The sequence below is a fragment of the Streptomyces europaeiscabiei genome (genome assembly GCF_036346855.1).
In the GTDB taxonomy this organism is placed as follows: domain Bacteria; phylum Actinomycetota; class Actinomycetes; order Streptomycetales; family Streptomycetaceae; genus Streptomyces; species Streptomyces europaeiscabiei.
Genome location: NZ_CP107841.1, coordinates 8,097,341 through 8,122,626 on the forward strand (window position 1 = coordinate 8,097,341; position 25,286 = coordinate 8,122,626).

Annotated in this window: 18 protein-coding genes and 2 pseudogenes; 6 read left to right on the forward strand and 14 right to left on the reverse strand. The window is 72.0% G+C overall.

Annotated features, from left to right (window positions below; translation table 11 throughout):
* Positions 1 to 142: 142 nt before the first annotated feature.
* The 9 genes and pseudogenes from OG858_RS35275 to zapE form a co-directional block, all read right to left on the reverse strand.
* A complete protein-coding gene (locus OG858_RS35275) occupies positions 143 to 1,033 on the reverse strand; it encodes a polysaccharide deacetylase family protein (protein ID WP_086753768.1) in 891 nt (296 codons plus the stop codon).
* Positions 1,034 to 1,084: 51 nt separating this feature from the next.
* Positions 1,085 to 1,345, reverse strand: a pseudogene (locus tag OG858_RS35280) (DUF397 domain-containing protein).
* Positions 1,342 to 2,159: pseudogene (locus OG858_RS35285) on the reverse strand (helix-turn-helix domain-containing protein). Before OG858_RS35285 ends, OG858_RS35280 begins: the two co-directional pseudogenes overlap by 4 nt.
* 141 nt (positions 2,160 to 2,300) lie before the next feature.
* A complete protein-coding gene (locus tag OG858_RS35290; RefSeq protein WP_319064572.1) occupies positions 2,301 to 3,677 on the reverse strand; it encodes a PhoX family protein in 1,377 nt (458 codons plus the stop codon).
* A gap of 114 nt (positions 3,678 to 3,791) precedes the next feature.
* A complete protein-coding gene (locus tag OG858_RS35295) occupies positions 3,792 to 4,628 on the reverse strand; it encodes a slipin family protein (protein ID WP_319064497.1) in 837 nt (278 codons plus the stop codon).
* Between the two features lie 400 nt (positions 4,629 to 5,028).
* The gene (locus OG858_RS35300) at positions 5,029 to 6,534 is read right to left on the reverse strand and encodes a SulP family inorganic anion transporter (RefSeq protein WP_179201445.1); all 1,506 of its coding nucleotides are present in this window, start codon (positions 6,532 to 6,534) and stop codon (positions 5,029 to 5,031) included.
* Between the two features lie 47 nt (positions 6,535 to 6,581).
* Positions 6,582 to 7,160, reverse strand: coding sequence for a carbonic anhydrase (locus OG858_RS35305; protein WP_037700488.1), 579 nt, complete (start codon positions 7,158 to 7,160; stop codon positions 6,582 to 6,584).
* Between the two features lie 80 nt (positions 7,161 to 7,240).
* On the reverse strand, positions 7,241 to 7,639 hold the full coding sequence (locus tag OG858_RS35310; protein WP_086753656.1) for a hypothetical protein: 399 nt from the start codon (positions 7,637 to 7,639) through the stop codon (positions 7,241 to 7,243).
* Between the two features lie 235 nt (positions 7,640 to 7,874).
* The gene (gene zapE / locus OG858_RS35315) at positions 7,875 to 9,020 is read right to left on the reverse strand and encodes a cell division protein ZapE (protein ID WP_319321692.1); all 1,146 of its coding nucleotides are present in this window, start codon (positions 9,018 to 9,020) and stop codon (positions 7,875 to 7,877) included.
* On the opposite strand from zapE, the gene OG858_RS35320 reads away from it, so the two are divergent.
* From OG858_RS35320 to OG858_RS35340, 5 genes are all read left to right on the forward strand, one after another.
* Entirely contained in the window at positions 9,019 to 9,975 is a 957-nt protein-coding gene (locus tag OG858_RS35320; protein ID WP_408059445.1) for a pyrimidine reductase family protein, read from the forward strand. The two genes, zapE and OG858_RS35320, sit on opposite strands and share 2 nt — an antisense overlap.
* 142 nt (positions 9,976 to 10,117) lie before the next feature.
* On the forward strand, positions 10,118 to 10,573 hold the full coding sequence (locus OG858_RS35325) for an indole-3-glycerol phosphate synthase (RefSeq protein WP_319064574.1): 456 nt from the start codon (positions 10,118 to 10,120) through the stop codon (positions 10,571 to 10,573).
* A gap of 175 nt (positions 10,574 to 10,748) precedes the next feature.
* Positions 10,749 to 12,134, forward strand: a complete 1,386-nt coding sequence (gene murC, locus OG858_RS35330) for a UDP-N-acetylmuramate--L-alanine ligase (RefSeq protein WP_327745206.1) — start codon at positions 10,749 to 10,751, stop codon at positions 12,132 to 12,134.
* A gap of 13 nt (positions 12,135 to 12,147) precedes the next feature.
* Positions 12,148 to 12,555 carry a peptide-methionine (R)-S-oxide reductase MsrB gene (msrB, locus tag OG858_RS35335; protein ID WP_086750484.1) on the forward strand — a complete coding sequence of 136 codons (408 nt, stop codon included), beginning with the start codon at positions 12,148 to 12,150 and terminating at the stop codon, positions 12,553 to 12,555.
* A 266-nt stretch (positions 12,556 to 12,821) separates the two neighbouring features.
* A complete protein-coding gene (locus OG858_RS35340) occupies positions 12,822 to 14,063 on the forward strand; it encodes an MAB_1171c family putative transporter (RefSeq protein WP_256960685.1) in 1,242 nt (413 codons plus the stop codon).
* Between the two features lie 75 nt (positions 14,064 to 14,138).
* Here OG858_RS35340 and OG858_RS35345 read toward each other — a convergent pair whose 3' ends face one another.
* The 5 genes from OG858_RS35345 to OG858_RS35370 all read right to left on the reverse strand — a co-directional run bounded on the left by OG858_RS35345 (position 14,139) and on the right by OG858_RS35370 (position 23,018).
* Positions 14,139 to 14,855 carry an alpha/beta fold hydrolase gene (locus tag OG858_RS35345; protein ID WP_319263799.1) on the reverse strand — a complete coding sequence of 239 codons (717 nt, stop codon included), beginning with the start codon at positions 14,853 to 14,855 and terminating at the stop codon, positions 14,139 to 14,141.
* Positions 14,856 to 14,919: 64 nt separating this feature from the next.
* Positions 14,920 to 15,891 (reverse strand): alpha/beta hydrolase, encoded by a 972-nt coding sequence (locus OG858_RS35350; RefSeq protein WP_327745207.1) that lies wholly within the window; start codon positions 15,889 to 15,891, stop codon positions 14,920 to 14,922.
* Positions 15,892 to 16,575: 684 nt separating this feature from the next.
* Positions 16,576 to 17,553, reverse strand: coding sequence for a helix-turn-helix domain-containing protein (locus tag OG858_RS35360; protein WP_327745208.1), 978 nt, complete (start codon positions 17,551 to 17,553; stop codon positions 16,576 to 16,578).
* A gap of 103 nt (positions 17,554 to 17,656) precedes the next feature.
* The gene (locus OG858_RS35365; protein ID WP_328544073.1) at positions 17,657 to 20,014 is read right to left on the reverse strand and encodes an AfsR/SARP family transcriptional regulator; all 2,358 of its coding nucleotides are present in this window, start codon (positions 20,012 to 20,014) and stop codon (positions 17,657 to 17,659) included.
* A 91-nt stretch (positions 20,015 to 20,105) separates the two neighbouring features.
* Positions 20,106 to 23,018, reverse strand: coding sequence for an AfsR/SARP family transcriptional regulator (locus tag OG858_RS35370; RefSeq protein WP_328544072.1), 2,913 nt, complete (start codon positions 23,016 to 23,018; stop codon positions 20,106 to 20,108).
* Positions 23,019 to 23,963: 945 nt separating this feature from the next.
* Here OG858_RS35370 and OG858_RS35375 point away from each other — a divergent pair.
* Positions 23,964 to 25,178 (forward strand): MFS transporter, encoded by a 1,215-nt coding sequence (locus tag OG858_RS35375; protein WP_319263789.1) that lies wholly within the window; start codon positions 23,964 to 23,966, stop codon positions 25,176 to 25,178.
* Positions 25,179 to 25,286: the final 108 nt, after the last annotated feature.

Sequence of the window (25,286 nt, forward strand, 5' to 3'; positions counted from 1 at the left end):
GGCTTCTGGCACAGGACGCACTCGGCGAAGGGCGGGCTGTGGCGCGGGCCTGAGGCCGGGCCCCGGCCGGTTCCGCGGTCGTCGGTTCGGTGCCGTAGCGGTCGCTCATGTCTCCAGCGTAGAGCGACCGCGCGGGGCCGGCTCAGGGCGCCGCGTCCGCCATCGCCGCGGTCGCTGTCGCCGCCGCTGCCGTCGTCGCCGTCGTCCCGACCAGCTCCGACACCTTCACGAACCGGAAGCCGCGCTCCCGAAGCGCCGGCACGATCTTCCGTACGGCCCGCTCTGTGACCGGCGCGGCACTCCGGGTGCAGTGCATGACCACGACGGACCCCGGCCGCACCCCCTCCAGCACCTCCCGCACCACCTCGTCCGGGTCCGTCGCGAACGCGTCCCCGCTCACCACGTCCCACTGCACGGCCGTCACGCCGGACGCGCTGAGCTGCCGCAGCGCGCGGCTGTCGTAGCAGCCGCCGGGGAACCGGAAATACGGCATCGGATCCGTCACTCCCGCGGCTCGGAACACCCGATAGGCCCGCTCCAGATCCGCCCGCATGCGCCCTGGCGCCATGGTCGGCAGGCCGTGGCAGTTCTCGGTGAAGGCGTGATGGCTGTACGAGTGGTTCGCCACCTCGAACAGAGGGTCCCGCCCGATGGACCGCGCCTGGATCGGGTACTCCTCGACCCACCGCCCCGTCATGAACACCGTGGCCGGAACCTTCAGCTGCCGCAGGGCGGCGATCAGCTCCGGATTGTCGAACCGTTCGCCTGCGGCGGCCCGCTCCCCCTGATCCGCGGCCATGTCCGCGTCGAAGGTGAGCGCCACGGTCTTGTCGGCGCGGGTCCGCAGGCCGTGCTCGAACACCGGGGTCAGCCCGGCCGGTCCCGGCGCGAGCGTGGGCGGTCGGGACGACGACAATGCCGAGGGGCTGGCGGTGGCGTTCACGATGCGCGTCGAGGCATGCGGGGTGCCACAGGCGGCGAGAGCGGCGCCGAGTGCGCAGAGCGCGGAGATTCTTCGTACAGGACTGATCACCGCACGAAAGTACGGCGGTGGGGTCAGCGGGTAGTCGGTTTAGCTGCCGGATCACAGGGAGTCCGGCACGAAGTCACCCGCCTGGGTGATGAAGGGGGTCCAGGCGGCGGGGGAGAGGGACAGCTCCGGGCCGGCGGGGTGCTTGGAGTCGCGGACGTGGATGGTGGAGGGGAGGGTGGCGACTTCTACGCAGTCGTCGCCCTGGGCGCTGCTCTACGTCGACTTTCGCCAGGCGAGCGCGATCTCGACGCAGCTGTCGCCCTGCGTGCCGCTGTAGCTGCTCTTGAAGCAGGCGAGTTCGGACCTGCTCATTTCGCTCCTCGCATTCGCACCGACAGGCTCTCCGAGTCGGCTGGGCCGAGGGCCTGCGAGCGCAGTGTCGCATTCCGCTGGTTGAGCAAACGGGCCTCTTTCCCGTCGGAGATCAGCCGCCCGCTCTGCTGCCCCTCGGAGTGGGCGAGCCGACGTCCGTCCGACAGCTCGACGAGTTGCACAGGGCCGTCGAAACACGCGTGGTGCTTGCTGCTCAGAGCGTGATCTGAACCCCGACATTCCGGAGCCGCATCTGCTCCAGCAGGTGGTCCGGCATCGCGCGCGTTACCTTCTGCCCGCCCAACTCCCGCCGGATGACGGCCTCCTCGATCGTGAAGCAGAACGAGGTGTTGGGGCGCTCGCGGAGCAGCCGCTGCCGATCCATGCGAGTGTCACCTGGGCTTCGAGTTGCTCGTCGGCCAGTGGCGGAATGCTCTCCCCGAACACGGCCCGCACATACGGCTCCGACTGCAGCAACCCCGGCACCGGCCGGCACTCGACGTGCTCAGACTGACCGCCTGACCCTCCAGCCGCGCCCAATTCCGGAACCACGAGCCAACCCCGGCTGCCGCGACAGATGCTTCGCCGCTCTCAGCAGCGCCCCCGTGTCCCCCAACACCCGATCCGTCCGCTCCACGAACACCTCGTCCGCCGTCCGCCTCCCCAGCTCGATCGAGGCGACCGTGTGCACGCTGAACCGCACCAGCGGCGCGAACGGCTCCCTCGTGTGTCCGTGATGCTCCCGCAGCGCCTGCACGTACGCCCCGAACGTCTTCAGAGTGTCGGACGGGCCGGGTTCCCAGCCGACGCTCATGCTCGGCCACCTCCGGGTGGGTCGGATCTCCCCACGATCAACTCACCCAGAGTCGCGAACGGTTACGCGTACTGTCCATCGAACACGCATGTACGGCGACGTGCCGTACATGCGTGTTCCCCTCTTTCCGCTCGGCTCAGGTCACGTACGTCGCCACGGCCCCGTCACCGCGAAGGTCGTGCCCGGGGTGTAGCAGTTCACGTACATCGTGTCGCCGTCGGGGGAGAAGGTGACGCCTGCGAACTCGCCCCACTCGGGATCGGTGGGGGTGCCGATGTTCTGGGCGTTGCGGGCCATGGCGTAGACGTCGCCGCGCCGCGTGACGCCGTAGACGTGTTGGGTGCCGTTGCCGTCCTCGCAGACCATGAGGCCGCCGGAGGGGGCCAGGCAGATGTTGTCGGGGGACTCGCCGGGGAGTTGGAGGTCGGTGTCGGGGCCGAAGGCGATCACCAGGGTGAGGGTGCGGTGGTCGGGGTCGTAGCGCCAGATCTGGCCGTAGTGGTCGGCGGCCGAGCCGTCCGCGCTGCGGGCGAAGGAGGAGACGAAGTAGACGCTGCGGCCGCCCCAGTAGCAGCCTTCCAGCTTCTGCGCGTGGGTGATGCCCTTGGGGCCGAAGTCCTGGTGGCGGATGGCGGTTTGGGCGGCCAGGGGGTCGGGGACGTCGACCCATTCGATCCCCTCGAAGTGGGCTCCGGGGTCCTGGATGGGAGAGAGGTCGGGTACGCCGGGGACCCGCATCGCCTGGAGCCGGCCGCCCGCGCGCAGTGAACCCAGGCCGCCCTTCGGCCTGTTGGGGAGGAAGCGGTAGAAGAGGCCGAAGGGGCGCTCGAAGGCGTCCTCCGTCTCGTAGACCACTCCGCGTTTCGGGTCGACGGCGATCGCCTCGTGCTGGAAACGGCCCATCGCGGTGAGGGGTACGGCCCCCGATCGGCGCGGGTCGGCCGCGTCGACCTCGAAGATGAAGCCGTGGTCCTTGGTGTAGCCGTTGGTGCCGGCCTTGTCCTCGTTCTCCTCGCAGGTCAGCCAGGTACCCCAAGGGGTGGGTCCACCCGCGCAGTTGACCGCGGTGCCGGCGATGGCGACGCGTTCCGCGAGGACCTTGCCGCGGGCGTCGAGGGTCAACGACGTACAGCCGCCCTTGCCCGTCGGGTCATAGGTGAGGCCCTCGATCGTGGGGACCGGGATGCGGCCGTTGTGGCGGTTCTCGTGGTTGCGGACGAGGTGGACGCGTCCGTGTCTGCCGGGGAAGGCGGACATACCGTCGTGGTTGCTGGGGACCTGGCCCTCGCCGGAGCGGAGGGGGTCGCCCTCGCGGGAGAGGACCCGGTAGCGGAAACCTTTCGGCAGGTCGAGCAGGCCGTTCGGGTCGGGGATCAGGGGGCCGTAGCCGGAGTGGCCGAGATCGCTCTGCGCGGCGGCCGAGCCCGCGAAGAGTTCGGACAGGGCTCCGGTGAACGCGATGCCTGCGATACCTGCGCCCAGGGCGCCGGAGCGGGCGAGGGCCTGACGGCGGGTCACTGACACGGGAATACCTTCCTGTTGGCGGACAGGATGTGACCCGCCTGTGTGTATCACGCGGTCACGGCCACGTGAACCACGCGAGGAGGGGGAGGCGGAGGAGTCGTCCCGGTGTCACTCGGTCGGAGGGGGCGGGAACGGTGGGGGCGGGGGAGACGGGTGGGGCCGTGGAGGGGGGTCCGGTGGGGGGCCTGCCTGGGCTCGTTCCAGGAAGCGGAGCAGCTCCACCGGGAAGGGGAGCACGAGGGTGGAGTTCTTCTCGGCGGCGACCGCCACCACCGTCTGCAGCAGGCGGAGTTGGAGGGCGGCGGGCTGCTCGGACATCTGCTGGGCGGCCTCCGCGAGCTTCTTGGATGCCTGCAGCTCCGCGTCCGCGTTGATGATGCGGGCCCGGCGTTCGCGGTCGGCCTCGGCCTGGCGGGCCATGGAGCGTTTCATGGTGTCGGGGAGGGAGACGTCCTTGATCTCCACGCGGTCGATGGTGACGCCCCACTCCACGGCCGGGCTGTCGATCATCAGCTCCAGTCCCTGGTTGAGCTTCTCGCGGTTGGAGAGGAGGTCGTCGAGGTCGCTCTTGCCGATGATCGAGCGCAGGGAGGTCTGGGCCATCTGGGAGACGGCGAAGCGGTAGTCCTCGACCTGGATGACCGCGTTGGCCGCGTCGACGACCTTGAAGTAGACCACCGCGTCGACACGTACGGTGACGTTGTCGCGGGTGATGCCCTCCTGGGCCGGGACGGGCATAGTCACGATCTGCATGTTGACCTTGCGGATGTGGTCGATGCAGGGGACGACCATGGTGAAGCCGGGGGTTCTGGGCCCGCCGCGCAGGCGGCCCAGGCGGAAGACCACGCCTCGTTCGTACTGCTTGACGACCCGGGCCGCGGCCGCGACGTACACGACGGCCGCTGAGCCGACCGCTGCGGCGGCTATGAGCAGCTCTTCTACCATGACGACCCCCTTGAGTCGTCCCGTATTCGTGCGAATACCACGATATGCCGGGGGTGGGGGCTCGGTCGACTGCCGTGGGGGAGAGTGCGGAGCCGGAGCCGGAGCCGGGGCTGGGCGGGGCGGGTGGGCACTCGGTGCCGGGGCTGGGCGGGAGTGGGAGGCGCTTGCCGACGCTGACAGGGTGCCGCTGCGCCCACCCTCCCCCACTCTCGGCTTCGCTCGAGCGGGAGGTGCCCCCACCGCCCCAGCGGCACGATTGCCCGCAGTGGGGGCAGGCAGCTGGGACGGCTCGGGCGCTGGTGCCGGGGACGGGGCCCCAGGGAGGGGCCCCAGGGAGGGGCCCCAGGGAGGGGCCCCAGGGAGGGGCCCCAGGGAGGGGCCCCAGGGAGGAGGCCGCAGGTCAGGGCGTGCCCGACCGTACCTTTTCCGGTTCCGGGACCGTCATCCGCACCGGTTCCGTGCCCGTCGTGCTGTGGCGGGACGCCCAGTTCTCGAGCGCGGTGCGGCAGGCGTGGTCGAGGTGGTGGAGGCCGGTGAGGTGCAGTTCCACCGGGCGGTCCTGGGGGAGGGACTCCAGGTTGTCGAGGATCTTCGGCAGGCGGAGGAAGGTCGCGTTGCCGGAGAGGTAGGCCTGGACGGGGCCGGCGCCCTTGTCGATGACCTCCAGCTTGATGTGCGAGGCCTCCCAGGCGGTCTTGGCCACGGAGAGGGCCAGACCGATCAGTACGCCCTCGAACATGTTCACCGCGACGATCGCCACCGCCGTGGCCACCAGGATCAGCGCCTCGCCCCGGTGGGTGCGCCAGAGGGAGACGACCGCGCGGAACGGGATCAGCTTCCAGCCCGCGTGGACGAGGATGCCGGCCAGGGCGGGGAGCGGGATCAGGGCCAGGGCGCCCGGCAGCAGGGCCGCGAAGAGCAGCAGCCAGACGCCGTGCAGGACCCGGGACGCCTTCGTCCTCGCACCGGCCTGGAGGTTGGCCGAGCTGCGGACGATCACCGCGGTCATCGGCAGCGCGCCCAGCAGCCCGCACACGGTGTTGCCGGCGCCCTGGGCCATCAGTTCCTTGTCGTACTCGGTGCGCGGACCGTCGTGCATACGGTCCACGGCCGCCGCGCTGAACAGGCTCTCGGCGGAGGCGATGAGCGTGAAGGCGAGGATCGTGCCGAGGATCGCCACGTCCGCCAGCGCGCCGAATGCGTCCAGGCCGGGGGGCTGGATCGCGTCCAGCAGGCCCTTCACCTCGACGTTCGCCACCGGGAGGCTGAAGGCCAGGGTGGCGAGCGTGGCCAGGAGGACCGCGGCGAGTGCGCCGGGGACCAGCTGGGCCTTCTTCGGCAGACGCTTCCACAGCACCAGCACGGCGATGGTGCCCGCGCCGATCGCCAGCGAGGCGAGTGCGGCCGTGCTGCCCATGGCGTCGGCGAAGGCGCCGGGCAGGCCCGCGATCTTGTCGATGCCGGAGGCGGGGGCCTTCAGGCCGGCCGCCGCGTACAGCTGGCCCGCGATGATCACGAGGCCGATGCCGGCGAGCATGCCCTCGACGACGGAGACGGAGATCGCGCGGAACCAGCGGCCCAGCTTCAGCGCGCCCATGGCGAGCTGGAGCAGGCCGGCGGCGAGCACGATCACGCCGAGGGCGGGCAGCCCGAACTGGCGTACCGCCTCGAAGACCAGCACGGTCAGACCGGCCGCCGGGCCGGAGACCTGCAGGCTGCTGCCGGGCATCAGACCGGCGACGAGACCGCCCACGATGCCTGTGACCAGGCCGAGTTCGGCCGGTACACCGGAGGCGACGGCGACGCCCACGCACAGGGGGAGGGCGACCAGGAACACGACGAGCGAGGCGCCGAAGTCCTGTCGCAGGTGGGGGAACCTGGATATGAGGGGGGACTTGGAGAGCATGGAGGTCCTGGGGTTCTTGTCGGTCGTCTCGGACACCTGGCCGCCGCTCACAGGGTCTCGAACTTGTCGGTGTCCGCGCGGTGTTCGCGCACGGAGCCGGTGTGGACCTCGTAGTACCAGCCGCGCAGCCGCAGTCGGCCGTCCGCGAGGCGCTTCTCCACGCAGGGGTAGGAGCGCAGCCGCAGGAGCTGGCTGAGGACGTGGTTCTGCACACCGTCGGCGACGGTCGGGTCCTCGACCGCCCCTTCGGGGCGCGGAGTGGCGTGGGTCAGCCAGTCGCGTACGGCCGGTACGGCGTTCAGGTCGTCGCCGCGGACCAGGGCGCCGACGGCGCCGCAGTGCGAGTGTCCGCAGACCACGATGTCGGTGACGCCGAGAACCTCCACGGCGTACTCGATGGTGGCCGTCTCACCGGTGGGGCGGTCAGAGGCGTACGGGGGGACGATGTTGCCGGCGGTGCGCAGCTCGAAGAGCTCGCCGGGGCGGGCGCCCGTGATCAGGGCCGGGACGACCCGTGAGTCCGAGCAGGTGATGAACAGGACCTCGGGGGACTGGCCTTCGGCCAGCCTGGCGAACTCCTCAGGGCGCTGTCCGAACGTCCGGGCGTTGTCGATGAGGGGCTGCATGATGTGGTGACTCCTCCTGGCGCGCCTCGATGGCGCGTCGGGCTTGCACGACAGGTGTGGGGGGAGACAGGCTCCGCGGCTCAGCAGCGGAAGACCTGCAGAACGGCCGGGGTGTGGGCCGTGAGGGATCTCGACGCCCGGTGGTGCCGGGTCGGGGGCCGTTCGGGTTCGCTCGCGGCCGTCGGGTTCTCCCCCGGCGACGGACGCGCGGGCGCCCCGGTGACGGTGTGCGTGTGTGTGCGATGCCGGTCGCGTGTGCGGAGAGGACCGGTCGGGTCCTGCGAGGGTGCGCACGTGCGGTGGGTGACGGCCTTGTCACGCACCGGCTTCGCCGTGAGGGTGTTTCCGGGCTCGGCCTTGGCCTTGACCTGACCGGGCGTGTGCGCGGCTGCGAAGGATGCCGTGGGAGCGAAGAACGTGAGGGCGAGCAGGACGGCGGCTAGGGCCGAAAGGGCGGTCCGGGTCGTCGTACCTCGCAATATGAGCCTCCTCACTGGCAGTTCCCGGTGTCTCCCACGCGTCGGCAGTTACCCGACTTGGTCAACCGATGGTCAACCACTGGTCAAGAAACACGTTAACCCTGCAAAGTTGTTTGCAGGGTTAACTTAACGTTGCGAGCTGAAGAGAGCCTGAAAGGCGAGGGTGGGTTGGCCGGAATCACCCCTTGACCTGGGGGAGTTGTCCTGAGCCCGCCCACGGCCGGAGCCTGTGGGGTCAGTGCTCCACGAGTCGCCTCGCGTCGCGCGCGAGGGCGGTGAGGCGGGAGATGGCCCGGAAGTACTTCTTGCGGTAGCCGCCGTTCAGCATCTCCTCGCTGAACAGCCGGTCGAAGGGCAGCCCCGAGGCGAGCACGGGCACCTCGCGGTCGTACAGCCGGTCGGCGAGCACCACGAGCCGCAGGGCCGTGGACTGGTCCGGGATCGGCCGGACGTCCGTCAGACAGACCGCCTTCAGGTCGTCCGTGAGCGCGCCGTACCGGCTGGGGTGGACGCGCGCGAGGTGGTCCAGCAGATGCGGGAAGTCGTCGAGCGAGGCGCCCTCGGTGGCGTACGCCGCCTTGGTGACCTCCTCCTCGGAGTACGGCGCCGGGGCCTCGGGCAGACCGCGGTGGCGGTAGTCCTCGCCATCGATGCGCAGGGAGCGGAAATGGGCCGACAGACCCTGGATCTCGCGCAGGAAGTCGACCGACGCGAATCGGCCCTCACCGAGCTTGCCCGGCAGGGTGTTCGAGGTGGCGGCCAGGGCCACGCCCGCGTCGACGAGCTTGCCGAGCAGGGTCGACACGAGGACGGTGTCGCCCGGGTCGTCCAGTTCGAACTCGTCGATGCACAGCAGGCGGTGTCCGGAAAGCGTCTGGACCGTCTTCTGGAAACCGAGGGCGCCGACCAGGTTCGTCAGCTCCACGAAGGTGCCGAAGGCCTTGAGCGAGGGCTCGGCCGGGGTGGCGTGCCAGAGGGAGGCGAGGAGGTGGGTCTTGCCGACGCCGTAGCCGCCGTCCAGGTAGACACCACGGGGGCCGGCGGGCACCTTGGGGGCCTTCGCCCTGCCGAAGCCGAGGAAGCCGCGCCTGCCGGCGCCGGTCGCGTGCGCCCCGCCGAGGCCCGACGCGAAGCCGCTCAGGACGCGGACGGCCTCGGTCTGGCTGGGCTGGTTCGGGTCCGGGATGTACGAATCGAAGCGGACCGAGTCGAAGCGGGGTGGCGGCACCATCTCGGCGACGAGCCGGTCCGCGGGGACGTGTGGCTCGCGGGTGCACAGGGACGAGGGAGCCGCTTCGGGTATCGGGCCGATTCCGGACACGGTGGCTGAGGACGACGACACGGTTACCGAGTCTAAGGGTCGTGCCACACTGCTCGACATGCGACGCCTGCTCCCTGTGACCGAAGAGACAGCGGCCCGGACGCCGGAAGTGACCGGTGGTGCGAAGGTGACCGAGGTGCGAACGCCGGGTGGGGGTGAGGGTCCGGCGGGGGCCCGGACGCCGGGCGGGATCGGGATCGGGACGTCGGGTGCGGCCGGGGCCCGGAGGCCGGGTGCGGCCGAGGTCCGGACGTCGGGTGCGGCCGGGGGGTCGGACTTCGTCGACCGGGAGTGGAGTCTCGGTGAGCTGGCCGTGGCGTACGCCTATCCCGAGCCTGCGCCCGGTGGGCGGGAGCCGTGGCTGCGGGCCAACATGGTGTCCACCCTCGACGGCGCCGCCCAGCACGGCGGACGTTCGCAGCCGATCTCCAGCGACGCCGACATGCGGATCTTCGGCACGCTGCGGGGGCTCGCGGACGCGGTGATCGTCGGCGCGGAAACGGTGCGACAGGAGGGGTACCGCCCGGCACGCGCGCGGGAGGCGTTCGCGCAGGCGCGTCGGGCGGCCGGACAGACGCCCGCCCCGGCGGTCGCGGTGGTGAGCGCCAGTCTGGATCTCGACTTCTCGCTGCCGCTGTTCAGCTCGCCGTCGGTCCCCACCATCCTGCTGACCGGTGCCGCCGCGGCCCCCGACCGGGTCGCCACCGCCGAGAAGGCCGGTGTCCGGGTGGTGGTCGCCGGGGACGGCATGGGCGTGGACCCCGCGCGAGCCGTACGGGCCCTCGCCGGCCTGGGGCTGACCCGGCTGCTGACCGAGGGCGGACCCCGGCTCCTGGGCCAGCTGATCGCCGCCGACGTCCTGGACGAGCTGTGTCTGACCGTGTCGCCGATGCTCACGGCGGGGGACGCCCAGCGGATCGCCGGGGGCCCCTCGGTACCGGTGCCCAAGCGGTTCGCGTTGGCGTCGCTGCTGGAGGAGGCCGGGTTCCTGTTCGGTCGTTACCGTCGTACGTGAAGGCGGGACCGTCGTACGTGAAAGCGGACGGAATATACCGTTCCGTTTAGCTTTCGCCGGGCACACTAGAACCCTGAGGATCGAGGGCCCGTGGGGCCCTCCGAGGAGAAGGGCGCCTGTGGTGTCGTTCACGAGCGTATTGATGATCGAGAAGGCTCTGACGTCCGCGGACGTGGAGTTCGTCACGACCCTGCACGGCGACGAGCAGGCCTCCTTCCATGTGTTGCTCCAGCCGCGGGGCAATCAGGCCGACCGGTTGCTGCGGGCCATCGACGACCTCGCCCTCGGTGAGCTGGACGAGGCGACGCGGGAGGGCGAGACGCCGGAGGGGGAGCTGGCGCTCGACGCCGGGGAGCAGGCTCTCGAGGTGTCGTTGCAGGCGTTGCGGGGGGCGGGGAGTTCGGCGGAGGGGCGGCTGATCGAGGATCATCCGCTGGACGCGCTGAAGTCCCTGGTGGAGGAGGTCGGGGCGGACGAGGTGCTGGTGCTGACCGATCCGCACTATGTGGAGGAGTTCTTTCATCGGGACTGGGCGTCCCGGGCCCGGCACAAGGTGGGGGTGCCGGTGCTGAAGCTGTTCTCGCACAGTCGGGTCTAGGCCGGGGCGCCGTAGGCGGAGTCGTGCTCTTCGGCTGCCGGTTCGTCGTGGCTGGTCGCGCGGTTCCCCGTGCCCCTTTGGGGCGCGGCCCCGGGCCGGCGTTTTTAGGGGACCACCAGCGCAGGCAATAGGCTGGGGGCGTTCATCGGCTTCGTACGTCACTTGGAGAACACGCATGGCACCCGGCCTTCCCAGCGCCATGGAGCGACCGCACTTCATCGGGATCGGTGGGGCCGGGATGTCGGGGATCGCGAAGATTCTCGCCCAGCGCGGTGCCCAGGTGGCCGGCAGCGATGCCAAGGAGTCGGAGACGGCGGAGGCGTTGCGGGCGCTCGGGGCGACCGTGCACATCGGGCATGCCGCCGGGCACCTCGCGGACGACGCGACGTCCGTGGTCGTGTCGTCGGCCATCCGGGCCGACAACCCGGAGCTGGCCCGCGCCGCCGAGCTGGGAATTCCCGTCGTCCACCGGTCCGACGCGCTCGCCCGGCTGATGGACGGGCTGCGGCCGATCGCGGTGGCCGGGACGCACGGCAAGACCACCACGACGTCCATGCTGGCGGTGTCGCTGGGGGAGCTGGGACTCAAGCCGTCGTACGCCATCGGCGGCGACCTCGACGTACCCGGCTCCAACGCGTCGCACGGGGACGGGGAGATCTTCGTCGCCGAGGCGGACGAGAGCGACCGGAGCTTCCACAAGTACGCGCCCGAGGTGGCGATCGTCCTCAACGTGGAGCTGGACCACCACGCCAACTACGCCTCCATGGACGAGATCTACGAGTCCTTCGAGACGTTCGCGGGCCGGATCGTGCCCGGCGGCAAGCTGGTGATCTCGGCCGACCACGAGGGCGCGCGGGAGCTGACCTCCCGGCTGTCCGGGGTGCGTGTGGTGACGTACGGCGAGCGCGAGGACGCCGACGTGCGGGTGCTGTCGGTCGTGGCGCAGGGGCTGAAGAGCGAGGTCACGGTGGTGCTGGACGGGCAGGAGCTCGTCTTCACGGTGTCCGTGCCCGGTCGGCACTACGCGCACAACGCCGTGGCCGCGCTGGCGGCGGGCGTCGAGCTCGGGGTGCCGGCGGCGGAGCTGGCGCCCGCGCTGGCCGCGTACACCGGGGTGAAGCGGCGACTGCAGCTGAAGGGCGAGGCGGGAGGCGTCCAGGTGATCGACTCCTACGCGCACCACCCGACCGAGATGACCGCCGACCTGGAGGCCATGCGGGCCGCGGCCGGGGACGCGCGGATCCTGGTGGTCTTCCAGCCGCACCTGTTCTCCCGCACCCAGGAGCTGGGCACCGAGATGGGGCAGTCCCTGGCGCTGGCGGACGGGTCGGTCGTCCTCGACATCTACCCGGCCCGTGAGGACCCGATCCCGGGCGTGACCAGCGAGCTGATCATCGAGGCGGCGCGGAGCGCGGGCGCGGAGGTCACGGCCCTGCACGACAAGGCGGAGGTGCCCGACGCCATCGCGGGAATGGCGAAGCCGGGTGATCTCGTTCTCACCATGGGCGCGGGTGACGTGACGGACCTGGGCCCGAAGATCCTGGACCGTCTTTCTGATTGAGGGGCTGAGGCTCATGTCGTACGACGTCGAGAAGCCGGACGAGCAGTGGCGTGCGGAGCTGACACCGGCCGAGTACGCCGTGCTGCGACAGGCCGGTACGGAGCCCGCGTTCGTCGGTGAGTACACCGACACCAAGACCAAGGGCGTCTACTCCTGTCGCGCATGCGGCGCCGAACTCTTCACCTCCGAGACGAAGTTCGAGTCGCACTGCGGATGGCCCTCCTTCTTCGACCCGAAGGACAGCGACGCGGTGGAGCTGCTCTCCGACCGGTCGCACGGCATGGTGCGCACCGAGGTGCGATGCTCCCGGTGCGGCTCGCACCTCGGGCACGTCTTCGAGGGCGAGGGGTACGCCACCCCGACCGACCAGCGGTACTGCATCAACAGCATCTCTCTGACGCTGACCGCCGACGAGAGCTGACACCGGCCGGATCCGGAGCGCCGGTCCCGGAGCGCCTGATCCGGAGCGCTGGTTCGGGCCGGTTCCGGGCCGGAACCGCAGGACTGGCTCCGGGCCGGTCCCCGTCGCGGTCCCTTCACCTGTCGTCGCCCGTCCGGCCGCTGCCGGGGTTGACCATGTGGCTATTGTGTGAAGGATGTTGACGGGGATCGAACGGAAGACGACGAGGTCGAGTACCCGGCCGGTCATCGGCGCGAAGTCTGCCGGACCGGGCCCGTGGGTCTGATGTGAACGGACTGGTCTACTTCATGGCGGCCGCCGTCGTGTGGACCGGCTTCGCGGTCCAACTGCCCGGCCTGTGGCACGGCCGGCGTGATCCGCTGAAGCGCGTGGTCTGCGCCGTGGTCTTCCTCGCCGGCCTCTGCTTCGCCCTCGGCGCCCCGCCCACCGTCGGCTTCGTCAACCACACCGTCGGCGTGCCCAACGCCGCCGCGTGCGTCACCTACGGGGCAATGAACGCCTTCTCCGCCGCGTCCTTCGTCCTGATCGTCCACTGGCGCGGCGCCGACGACCCCGCCCGGCTGCGGCGGGTCTCCCGCAGGTGGCTGCTCGTCTACACCGTGGTCATCGTGGTGCAGACCGCGCTCTTCGTCGCCGGTGACGCGCCCGTCGAGCGACGCGCGGACTTCGACACCTACTACGCCGCCACACCGTTCCTCCGCGAGATGATCGTCCTCTATCTCGTGGCCCACATGGCGGCGGCCTTCACCACCACGATCCAGTGCTGGCGATGGACACTGCAGATCAGCGGCTGGACGCGGCGGGTCCTGGCCGTCCTCGCCGTCGGGTGGCTGTGCATCAGCGCGTACGGCGTCGTCAAGATGATCGCCGTCGTCGGCCGGTGGGGCGGGCAGCACTGGGATCCGCTGAGTACCCGGCTGGCCCCCATGCTGGTCACCGTCGGCGCGGTTCTCGCCTCGGTCGGCCATGTCCTGCCGCTGCTCGGGCCGCGCATCGACAGCTTCCTCGCCTTCCTGCGGCTCGGGCCCCTCTTCCGACTCGTGGGTTCCAGGAACAACGGCCGCAACAGACACAACGTCCTGCTGTCCTGGCGCTCCCTCGGCGACGTCGAGCTGCGCCTGACCAGCCGTACGACGGCCATCCGGGACGGCCTGAAGGATGTGTCCGTCCACTTCGACGAGGCCGTCCGGGAGCGCGCCTACCATCAGGCGCTCTCCCTCGGTTCCACCACCGGCGAGGCCGAGGCCATCGGGGACGCGGCCATGGTGGCCGTCGCCGCGCTGTCCGGCACGGGCGACCGTGCCGGAGGGCTGGATCCGGCGGTCCTGGACGGTGTCGCCCTCGACGCCCTCGTCGGATTCACCGCTGGGTACCCGGGACCCGCGGCCGACGAGCAGAGCCTGGACACCGGCCAGCCCTCCCTGATCCGGATGTCGCGGGCCGTACGCGAGGGTGTCGTGGTGGGGGCGGTCCTCGCGGAGCGCGCGAAGAGCGGACAGGCGTCGTGAACGCGTCACAGTACGAGGCCCGGGCCGGGTGGCCCCACCCGGTGGCGACGAGTGAGGCCCTGTACCCGCTTCCTGTCAGCTTGTCGCCCGTACCGCGTCGACGATCACCGACGCGACCTCCTTGGGGCGGGAGACCGCCACGGCGTGCGAGGCGCCCTCGATCTCGACGACGGTGGCCCCGGCACGCTTGGCGCCGAAGCGCTGGACGTCGGGGTTGATGGCTTCGTCGGCGTCGGCGACGACGGCCCAGGAGCGCTTGGTCTGCCAGGCGGCGGTCGCGGTCTCCTCGGTGAACACCGCGGCGGCCAGGGGGCGTTGGGAGACGGCGAGGATCCTGGTGACCTCGGCCGGGACGTCGGCGGCGAAGATGTCCGGGAAGGCGTCCGGCTTGATCGTGACCTCCACGCCGGGGTCCGCGCCCTCGACGGGGTACGTCCACTCGTCGAGGTTGGCGACGAGCGGGGCCAGCGGGAAGCGGCCCTGCAACTCGCCCAGGCTCTCGCCCTGTTCGGGGACGTACGCGGCCACGTAGACCAGGCCGACGACGTTCTCGGCGGCGCCCGCCACGGTGATGACCGCGCCACCGTAGGAGTGGCCGACGAGGACGACCGGGCCGTCGATCTGGGCCGCCGCCGAGGCGACGTACGCGGCGTCGGAGGCCAGGCCGCGCAGGGGGTTCGGCAGCGCCCGGACGGGGATGTCCTGGCTCCGCAGTTCCTCGATGACACCGGACCAGCTGGACGCGTCGGCGAAGGCGCCGTGCACGAGCAGGGCGGTGGGGGTGGGGGACATGGTGAGTTCTCCTTCTCGGTGCCGGGTGACCCGGCGGCTGTGGGTCCTTCGGGAGCCGGGTCGCTCAGCTGCCGTGCAGGGCGGTGCGCAGGGTCCCCGCGGCGAGGGTGATCGCGGCCTCGGCGGCATGCGTCCCGCGCAGGGCGTTGAGCATGACGAAGTCGTGGATGACGCCCTGGAAGCGCACGGCGGTGACCGGTACGCCGGCCTCGCGCAGCTTGTTGGCGTACGCCTCGCCCTCGTCGCGCAGGACGTCGGCCTCGCCGGTGATGACCAGGGCCGGCGGCAGGCCCGTGAGCTGCCCGACGCTCGCCCGCAGCGGGGACGCGGTGATCTGGGCGCGCTCGGCCTCGTCGGTCGTGTACTGGTCCCAGAACCACTGCATGCCGTCGCGGCGCAGGAAGTAGCCGGTGGCGAACTGCCGGTAGGAGCCGGTGTCGAAGCTCGCGTCCGTCACCGGGTAGAACAGCACCTGCTGGACCAGCGGGACGTCACCGCGCTGCTTGGCCATCAGGGTCAGTGCGGCGGTCATGTTGCCGCCGACCGAGTCACCGGCGACGGCCAGCCGGGCACCGTCCAGGTCCTTGGTGGCGCCCTGCTCGACGATCCACTTCGCGACCGCGTAGTTCTGCTCGATGGCTACCGGGTAGCGGGCCTCGGGGGAGAGGTCGTACTCGGGGAAGACCACGGCGGCGTTCGCGCCGACGGCCAGTTCGCGCACGAGTCGGTCGTGGGTGTGCGCGTTGCCGAACACCCAGCCCGCGCCGTGGATGTAGAGAACCACCGGCAGGACGCCCTCGGCGCCGGCGGGCCGTACGATCCGCGCCCGGACACTGCCCGTCGGACCGCCCGAGACGGTGACCCACTCCTCGTCGATCTCCGGCTTCTCGATCTCGCCGGACTGCACCTCGTCGACCGCCTTCCGCCCTTCCGCGGGCGGCAGTTCGAAGAGGAAGGGCGGGTTGGCGGTGGCTTCCGCGAACGCGGCGGCCGCCGGTTCCAGGACCGGCCGGGTCGGCTCGAAGGTGTCGGACATGTGGATCTCCCGATGGTGGTGCGACGTGGTGCGGTGCGAGGCGCGTGATACGTGGTGCAGCCACGTGATACGCGGTGTGTTGGGCGAGATTGCGTGGTGTGTCGAGTGAGATGCGCGGTGTGTCGAGTTGAGCGAGATGCGCGTTGGGCCGCGCGAAATGCGTGGTGTGCCGTGCGCGACACACGCCGTGCTCTGCGGCGCTCAGCGCTTCGGCCAGCACGCTAGAACCGGAAGGCCGTGGGGAATTGCCCACCAGCGCACCGAAACCGGTCCGAGAGCGCACTGCCTCGGGGAACGCCGGTGCCAGTGCGCTGTGAGGACGAGTGCGGTGCGCTGCCGGAACACGGAGACGGCTTCGCTCCGCCTGGCTTCGAGAGCGATGCCGGTTCCGAAGAGGGGATCTCCGAAGTTGTCCACGATGCCGCTCGGAGGGCTTGTTCCCGGGGCCACCGACGCCGCCGCCGACCCTGTCGTCCGCAACGCGAGGATCCACACCGGCGACCCGCGTCGCCCGGCGGCCGAGGCGCTCGCCGTGCGCGCCGGTGTCGTCGGGGCCGTCGGCGACGACAAGGACGTGGCACCCCACATCGGACCCGCCAGCACAGTCGTGGACGCCCATGGCCGCGCGTGCCGTCCCCGGTCTCGGTGTGCGCGGGTGGCCGGGCGGTGCGGGCGGGTCCCGCGCTACCGGCCCCGAGGCCGCGCGCCCCGTCCGCCCGCCGTGTCCCGTCCCGCAGTGTCCCGTCCCGCCGTGTCCCGCCATTCGCTCGGTGACATGCCGTACGCCGCCCGGAACACCCGGCTGAAGTGGGTCGCGCTCAGAAAGCCCCAGCGGCCGGCGACCGAGGCGATGGTGCGGCGGTTGCGGACACCGAGCACCAGGTCGCGTCGGCACTCCTCCAGCCGGCGGCGCTGGATCCAGCGGCCCACGGTCGTGCCCTCGTCCTGGAAGAGCTTGTGCAGGTAGCGCACCGAGATGTGATGGGCCCTCGCGATCGCCTCGGGTGACAGGTCAGCGTCGGCCAGGTGCTCGTCGACGAACCGCAGGACACGCGCCACCAGCGGGGACCGGCTGCCCGGTGTGCCCGACGTGCCCGGTGTGTCATACGTGCCCGGTGTGTCCGTCACGGTCCGCCCCAACTGCTCCGTGGCGAGGGTGGCCAGCAGGTTCACGGCGTTCCGGGCGAGCATCTCGCCGACCAGGGGCTCGGCGGAGACGGCCGTGTCGGCCAGCTCGGCCAGGAACGGCGACACCAGCGTCCCCAGCCGGGAGGACCGGGCGACCGGGGTCGCGAGGATGCGCCGGACGTCGTCGTCCTCCAGCCCCAGCTCCTCGCGCGGGACGAGGAAGACCTTCAGCCGGGAACGCTCGGGGAAGTCCGGTAACGGCGGGTGGTTCGCGTCGTAGAAGCAGATGTCCCCGGGCCGGAGGGAGACATCCGGTATCCGCTCGGCAGGCGCGAGGCCTGTCCCGCGCACCCCCACGAGCACGTACGCGCCGCCGATCCGCGCGGTCAGCCGGTACGCATCCACCGCGGGCCACCCGTCGCCGGGCAGCTCCGCGGCTGTCCCGCCGAGGCCGAGGCCGACGTCGAGGCCCACGTCGAGGACGGAGATGCGGAGCCCCGCTGCCCCGACGGTGCTGGTGTTCAACCTGGTCATCTGTCGTCTCCTCCACGGCAGTTCGAGCACGCCGTCCATCACGGCACTCGGAGCGTAGGAAGGGAGATGTGAAAAAAGAGTGACGGTGAAGTGACGGTGGCGGCTACGGGGTGTCGGCGTGCGAGTCGTGGTCGAGCAGGCGTCGTCCGGCGGCGCGGCGGTCCTCCGGTGAGTCGTACGTCGTGGCCGGCTCGGCGGCGAAGACGCGCAGCAGGCGGTGCTGGGTGTAGCGGCCGGGCGCGTGCTCGGTGAGGAGGTGGGCGTCGGCGAGCTCGTCCAGCAGCAGCCGGGCCCGGCGGGCCGGGAGACCGGACAGGGCCGCGGCGGTGTCCGGGGTCAGGTCGGGGCCGAGGTGCAGGGACAGTAGCCGGAACAGCCGGGCGCTCTCCGACGGCAGGCGACGGTAGGAGCGGGCGAAGGCGGCGCGGAGGTCGGGTCTCACGGTGGTGGGGGTGAGGTCGGCAGGGGTGGTGGGCGCCTCGGCGGGGTGGGTGGGCGCCTCGGCGGGGTGGGTGGGCGTTCCTCCGGTGTTGTCGGGGGTGGTCTGGGTGTGGGGTGTTCCTCTGGGGCTGGTGGGGCTGGTGGGGGTGTGGGGTGTTCCCCTGGTTGTGGTGAGGCCCGTAGGGGTATGAGGTGTCCCTCCGGTGGTGGTGAGGCCCGTAGGGGTATGGGGTGTCCCTCCGGTGGTGGTGAGGCCCGTAGGGGTATGGGGTGTCCCTCCGGTGGTGGTGAGGTCCGTGGAGGTGTTGGGTGTTGCTCCGGTGGCGGTGAAGGCGTCGAGGCTGTCTCCGGAGTGGCGGAGTTCGGCCGCGACGGCCGTGAGGGGGAGGTTCGGGCGGGCGGCGGCGCGGGTGGCGACGATGGTCAGGGCCAGTGGCAGTCGGCCGCACAGGGCGACGATCTCGTCGGCAGCCTCGGGCTCGGCGGCCGGCCGGTCGTGGCCGGTGTGTGCGGCGAGCGTCGCCCGCGCGTCCGCCGCCGACGGCAGGCCCAGACGCAGCGGATGGGTGCCCGAGGCGATCAGACCGGACAGCGCGTTGCGACTGGTGACCAGGGTCAGACAGCCGGGTGATGCGGGCAGCAGCGGCCGTACCTGTTCGGTGTCGGCCGCGTCGTCCAGCACGACCAACAGCCGTCGGCCGGCCAGCAGACTCCGGTACAGCCCGGCGAGGGAGTCCGTGCAGTCCGGCATGCGCGTGGGCGGCACGCCGAGCGCGGCGAGCATCCCGCGCAGTGCCGCCGCCGGGTCCAGGGGGACTCGGACGGGGTCGAACCCCCGCAGCCCGACGTGCAGTCGACCGTCGGGGAAGTGTCCGGCGACCCTGTGGGCCCAGTGCACCGCGAGGGCCGTCTTTCCGATGCCGGGCATTCCGCTGATCAGCACGGTGGCGGGTGCGTCCGGGGACACGGCGCGCGTGCTCGGTGTCGGCCCGGCCGAGACGGCGACCACGTCCGTGATCTCCGCCAGGCGGGCGAGTTCGGAGCGCCTGCCCATGAACACCGGCGGATCGGGCGGCAGCCGGGTGAGGTGGGCGGCGGCGGACGCCGCTCCGGGCTGCGGCGTACGCGAAGGGGGCTCCGGTGCCCCGGCCGGACGGGCAGTCGTGGAGACCGGTGGGCCGGGGTGTGGTGTGTGTGAAGAGGGCCCCGGCGGCCCTGCCGATCGGGCAGCCACGGAACCCGGTGCCGTGTGCGGACCGGTCGGCCCCCACTCCTGCCGGAGCACCCTGGTGTGCGCCGCGGCCAGTTCCGCGCCGGGTGCCACCCCCAACTCCTCGGCCAGCAGCCCTCGTACGCGCTCGTACGCGGCCAGCGCCTCCGCCTGGAGGCCGGACGCGGCCAGGGCCATGACGAGCGCGGCGTGCAGCGACTCGTCGAGGGGGTCGAGTTCGAGGGCCTGCCGCAGCCGGGGCAGCACCTGCTCGGTGGTGCCGCAGAGGAGCGCCGCGTCGGCGGCCATCCGGGCCGTGCCGGCCAACTCGCGTTCCACCGCGGAGAACACGGCGTGCTCCCGTACGGCGGCGGGGATCCCCATCGCCACCGGACCGCGCCACTCGCTCAGCGCGTCCAAGAAGTGCCGCGACGCCACCTCGGACCGCCCGGTGGCCGCCGCCCGCTTGCCCCGCTTCGTGAGCGCGCGGAACCGCAGCAGATCGACCTCGTCCTCGCCCGCCTCCAGCACATAACCCCCGGCGCTGCGCAGCAGCCGCCGTCCCGGCGCCCGGGGCGGCAGCCCGGGTTCGAGCAGCCGCCGCAGCGAACCGGCGTAACGGCGCACCACGTTCCGCGCGCTGGCCGGTGCCCGCTCCGGCCACAGCACGTCGACGATCTCGCCCGACGGCACCGGCCGACCGGCCCGCACCACCAACAACGCCAGCAGCGCCCGCTGTTGGGGGAAACCGAGGTCGAGCTCCTCCTCGCCCCGGCGCACCCGAAGGGGCCCCAGTACGTCGAACCGCATCAACGCCCCGCAGAGGCGGACGGGTTGACGGCGGCCTGCCCGGCTCGGCCCGGCGGCCCGCGCCGCACCTCGGCGGCACTCGGGGCGCCGGTCACCCGCATCGCTCGCTCGCGGCGATCTGGGCCCGGACCTCGTCGGCGTCGGGGTGGCCGAGGGTGATGAGAAGGGTGAGCGCCTGCTGCCGGACCTCGTGGGCGGTGTCGTGGTCGCCCATCGCGGTATGTGTGTCGCCGATGTGGACGAGGGTGCAGGCCTCCAGATAGGGCACGCCCAGCTCCCGGTAGAGGGCGAGGGCGTGACCGTAGCCGACGAGGGCGTTGGGGTGGTGGCCCAGGTGGTGGTGGGCGTAGGCGATGGTGTGCCAGGTGGAGGCCTGGCCGTAGCGGTCACCGAGTTCCTGGAGCAGGGTCAGGGCCTCGTGGCAGTGGCTCAGGGCCTCCCGGTGCTCGTCGAGCAGCGCGTGGTACCAGCCGACGGAGTTGAGGACACTGGCGTACGCGGCGCGACGGCCGCTGTGCCGGAACAGCTCCATGGCCAGCCGGTTGTGGTGCAGGGCGCCGGGCAGATCGCCCTCCTGCTCGTGGGTCCAGCCGAGGCTGCGATGGGTGTCGGCCCGCCCGATGTCATCGCCCAGCCCGGCGAAGAGCCGCAGCGCACGGTCGAGGCGGGGGTGGGCCGATGCGTGCAGACCGAGTCGGCCCTCGGCCCGGGCCAGTGCGCGCAGCCCCCTGGCCTCCCACGCGGGATCGGACAGCCGCAGGGCCGCGTCGAGGGCGATCCGCTGGACGGTGGCCCAGTCGTGCCAGTGCCCCCGCCGGTCGAAGAACGACTCCAGTGACCAGGCCAGCAGACACGCCGTCCGGTCGCGGCCGGACCGGGCGGCCGCCCCGACGACGGCGAGCAGCACCGGATGCTCGGCGGCCAGCCAGGCGAGCGCCTGCTCGTGACCGACGAGCGGTTCGGCATGGACGCCGGCCGGGAGCGGCCCCGGCGGCATCGGGTCCGCGTGCGGCGCGAGGAGCGGTTCGGTGGCGTGCGCGGTGTGCAGGTAGTACGCGTACAGCCGCTCGGTGGCCGCCTCACGCCCGGCGTCCGGGAGCCGCTCCTCCAGGAGTTCGGCCGCGTGGGCGCGCAGCAGGTCGTGCAGGGCGTAACGGCCGAGGGCCGGCTCGCCCACGAGGTGGACGTCGGCCAGCTCGGCGAGGAGCGATCGCGCCCGGCGCAGGGGCAGTTCGGCCAGCGTTGCCGTCGCGGACACGGAGAAGTCCGGGCCGGGGTGCAGTGCGAGCAGCGGGAAGAGGCGCGCCGCCTCGGCCGACACGGCGCCCAGCGACCAGGAGAACACCGCCCCGACGTTCGCGGAGGCGTCCGTCCGGCTGAAGGCGTCCAGACTGCCGTGCGCCTCGCGCAGCTCCGCCGCGATCGCCGACAACGAAAAGCCCGGGTGTGCCGCGGCCCGCGCCGCGACACAGGCCAGCGCCAGCGGAAGCCCGCCGCACAGCGCCGCGATCTCCGCCACCGCCCGTGCCTCGCCCGTGAGCCGCCCGGCCCCCAGTCGGCGTTCGAGGAACATCCGCGCCTGTTCGGCGTCCAGCGGACGCAGGGGCAGCGTGTGGGCACCGTGCGCGGACACCAGGCCCGACAGCTGGTTGCGGCTCGTCACGATGGTGAGACAGCCGGGCGTGCCCGGCAGCAACGGTCGCACCTGTTCGGTGTCCCGCGCGTTGTCCAGCAGCACCAGGAACCGCCGCCCCGCCAACAGGCTGCGGTACAGCGCCGCCTGGGCGTCGACCCCGTGCGGGACCCGCTCCGGAGGTACGCCCAGTGCGTCGAGGAATACGCGCACGGCTTCTCCCGCCCCCATCACCGCACCCGACGGCGCGAACCCCCGGAGGTTGACGTAGAGCTGCCCGTCAGGGAACCGGTCCGCGACCCGATGGGCCCAGTGCACGGCGAGCGTGGTCTTGCCGATCCCGGCCATACCGCCGATGGCGCTGATCACGACGGTGCCGGCGGGAGGCGCCGTGTCGCCGGCGCCGCGGTCGCCGCTGTGATGGACGTGGCTGTGGCCGGTGAGGAGGGCCAGTACCTGCTCCAGCTCGGCGCGACGGCCGGTGAACGTCGGTAGATCGTGGGGGAGTTGGGCGGGAACGGTGGTAGGGGGACGCGGGGCCGGAGGGACGGCGGGCCCGTTCGCCGCCTCCGCTCCCGAGGCGGTGGGCGTGGTCGGGCCGGCGCCGCGCACGACTGCCGCGTGGGCGTCGCGGAGTTCCGGCCCCGGATCGATGCCCAACTCGTCGGAGAGCCTCGCGCGGGCGGCCCGGTAGATGCTCAGCGCCTCGGCCTCGCGTCCGGTGGCGGCCAGTGTGAGCACGAGCCGGGCCAGCAGGGGTTCGTCCAACGGGTCGGCGACCGCGGCTTCCTGGAGCAGGTGCAGGACGGCCGCGGGGGTGCCGGCGCGCAGCGCCGCGTCGGCCGCCTCCCGTACGGCCGCCGGTCGTTCCCGGTCGACCGCCCCGAACCCGGCACGCTCCCGCACCTCGGCGGGCAACCCCGCCCCGACCGGCCCCCGCCACAGGGAGAGGGCCTCGGTGAGAAGCTCCACGACCCGTGCCGACGCCCTGTGGCCGTCGGCGCCGACCCGACGTGCCTCGTCCCGCAGCCGACGGAACCGCAGCAGATCCAGGGAGCCGGCGTCGACCACGAGCCGGTACCCGCCCGCGTCCCGTATCAGCCACCGGCCGGCGGCACGGTTGGGCAGACCGGGCTCCAACAGGCGTCGCAGCGACCCCACATGGCGGCGGATCACATTCACCGCGCTGTCCGGCGGCAGCCGCCCCCACAGCACGTCGACGATCTCGCTCACCGCCACCGGCTGCCCCGCCCGCGCCGACAACAGCGCCAGCAGAGCCCTTTCCTGCGGACGCCCCCACGTCGGCTCCACTCCCGCCCGCTCCACCCGAACCGGCCCCAGAACCGCGAACCACACCGGCTCCAGCGCCAATTGACCCTCCTGATATCTCGTATCTCATATCTTCCTCGCGCCTCATGACCATACGTGACGTCGAGGGTTACCCACAGTTACGCGCACGTCGCACCGGGGGCGGTCCGCACCTGGCACCGTCACGGTGCGTCGACCTCCCTCCAGGCTCTTGGCGCCTGTGGAAAGCGCCGGCTCCGCTCACGGCCCGCCACATGAACCGCCCGCCGCGACAACGCCGTGCGGCGCCATGCCGTGCCAAGCCGCGCCACTCCAGGTCACCGGCCCCGTCGATCGGCCTCGACCGTGGACGACTCGGTCGAATCAGATACGAATCGGATTCGAATCGGGTGCCCGGTCGGGTTCGCCCCCGGGTCCGTCCCGGGTTCGCCCCTGGGTCCGTCCCGGGTGCGACGAGGAGTGCGCGGCGGACGGCGGACGCGCGGCAGGCGCGCCGATCCCCCCACGGGAGGAGCCGAGGTGGGACGCAGAGCCGCAGCTCAGCCCACCGACACCACCACGCCCCGTACCATCGACGGAACGTAAAAATCCCTCGCCCTAACAAGGGTTGCCGTGAGGGTCCCCGCCGCCCGCCGCGCGCGAGCCCTCGTCACCGCGGCCTGCACCACCGCCCTTCCTGGACCTCCGCGAGTACCCGGACGCAGTCCCCGAGATCGCGATCGGTCCGATACCGGACATCATGAGCCGTGCTGTCACCGGCCACACTCTCGCTCTTCACGGACGCATGGAAGCACGGTCCGAAGAACCGCCGCGCGGGACGTTCCGCCTGCCCCGAGCGCACCGTACCGGCCCTCCGCCCAGCCCTCGCTCCGCCCGGCCGACCGCCTCCCGCACCCCATCCGCCCCTCCCGTACCCCACCCGCCGCACAGCCCTGCGGGAGATCTTGACGGCGGTGATGTTACCGGTAACACTTCGAGGGTCCCAGCCACGGAGAGGCGGAGCCCCGCGTGCCCGACGCATCGACCGCGCAAGAGGTGAGGCACATCCGGCAGGCCCCGGAAAGCAGGGTGTTCAGCCCGGCCGCCGTGGTCGCGTCCTGTGTCGGCTTCGTCCTCATCGGCGTGCTCCAGTCGCTCTACGGGCCCGCCATCCCTGCCTTCCGTGACGAGTTCGGACTGTCGCCGTCGGCCGCCGGGCTCGGGCTGAGTGCCCACTTCGTCGGCGGGGTCGCCGGCGTACTGCTCTTCGACCGGCTGTACGGGCGGCTGGGCAACCGGCGGATCCTCGGCACCTCGTACCTGCTGATGGCACTCGGCGCGGCGGGCTTCGCGCTCGCGCCGAACTGGCCCGCCGGTCTCGCCGCCGCCCTACTCGCCGGACTCGGCTTCGGCGGCATCGACTACGGCCTCAACCAGCTCTTCGCCGTCGGCTTCGGCCACCGCTCGACCGCCATGCTGAACATCCTCAACGCCCACTTCGGCGTCGGCGCGATCCTCGGCCCGGCCCTGATCGCCGCGGTCGGCGCCGAGCACTACCCGGTGCTCTTCCTGGCCTTCGCCGCCGCCAACCTGCCACTGCTGCTGTGCCTGCGGGGCGTGCGCGACCAGGTGCCCCAGCCCGCCGCCGAAGGGACCGCCGCTCAGGCCGGTGGCTCGGCGCTCAGCCGCAGCCTGGGCTCGGTGCTCGCCGTGTTCGTCACCCTCTACGTCCTGCACGTCGGCATCGAGGCCGGGGTCGGCGGCTGGGAACCCACGCACCTGGAGACGGTCGGATACGGCGCCGGGGCCGCGGCGACCGCAACCTCCGTGTACTGGCTGATGATGACGGTCGGCCGCTTCCTGGTCGCCCCCCTCGCCCTGCGCCACCCACCCCGGACGATCATCACCGTGTCCTGCGCCGGCATGACGGTCTGCCTGCTGCTGGCCTCGGTGCCCCGGCTCGCCCCGTACGCCTACGCCGGAGTCGGCCTGTTCATCGCGCCGATCTTCCCCACCGGCCTGCCCTGGCTGCACGCGGCCGCACCCCGGGCCCGCCGGGCCGGAGCGCTCGTCATCGCCGCCTCCATGCTCGGGGGAGTGGCGGCCGGCCCCGCGCTCGGCAAGGCCATCGAGTGGTCCGGCGTCCGTGCGGTCCCGCTGCTGCTCTCCGCGGTCTCGGCCCTGTGCCTGCTGGCCACGCTGTGGCTGATCCGCGCCACCCGCTCCAACGCCCCGTCCCCGTAACCGCGTCCCCGTCCCCGTGACCCCGTCACGTGGACGCCCGTCCGTCTCCGCACCCGGCCTCCTGCCACCCGCACGACGGCATCGTCCCACTCCCCCCATACGCCCCGC